Genomic DNA, 568 nt, shown 5'->3' on the forward strand with positions numbered 1-568 from the left:
CCGCCTCCAGACGATGATCCCGCCGGGCCACCGGAAGTTCGTCGACGACCTGCTGTCCAACACCAAACTCCGCACCCCATGCACCCGCACCAAATGCCGCGCAACCAACCCCCCCAAACCACCCGTCCCCCCCGTCACCAACACCGTCCCCGACCCCCACACCACCCCACCACCGGCCGACCCACCACCGGCCGACCCACCATTGGCCGACCCACCATTGGCCGACCCACCGTCGAAGACCCCCTCGGACCTCAAAACACCAGACGCTGAAACACCCGACACTGAAACACCCGACACTGAAACACCGGACATTGAGGCACCCGACGCTGAAACACCGGACGCCGAAACACCGGACGCTGAAACACCAGGCGCCGGGGCGTCAGGCGACGAAACCGCCGAAACCGCAACCCGAACCAAACGAGGCACAAACACCCGCCCACCCCGCAACGCAACCTCCGACTCCCCCCACCCCACCACCCCACCCAACAACGACTCCGACTCCACCGACCCATCACTGTCAACCAACACCACCCGACCCGGAAACTCCTCCTGCGCCGCCCGCACCAAC

1 protein-coding gene is annotated in these 568 nt (G+C 66.2%); it reads right to left on the minus strand.

Features of this window, described 5'->3' with window-relative positions; all coding sequences use genetic code 11:
• On the minus strand, positions 1-312 hold a 312-nt coding region (locus tag AB0C16_RS40310), incomplete at its 3' end, for a KR domain-containing protein (protein WP_357691448.1).
• Positions 313-568: the final 256 nt, after the last annotated feature.

It is taken from the genome of Nonomuraea sp. NPDC048916 (assembly GCF_040649575.1).
GTDB lineage: Bacteria > Actinomycetota > Actinomycetes > Streptosporangiales > Streptosporangiaceae > Nonomuraea.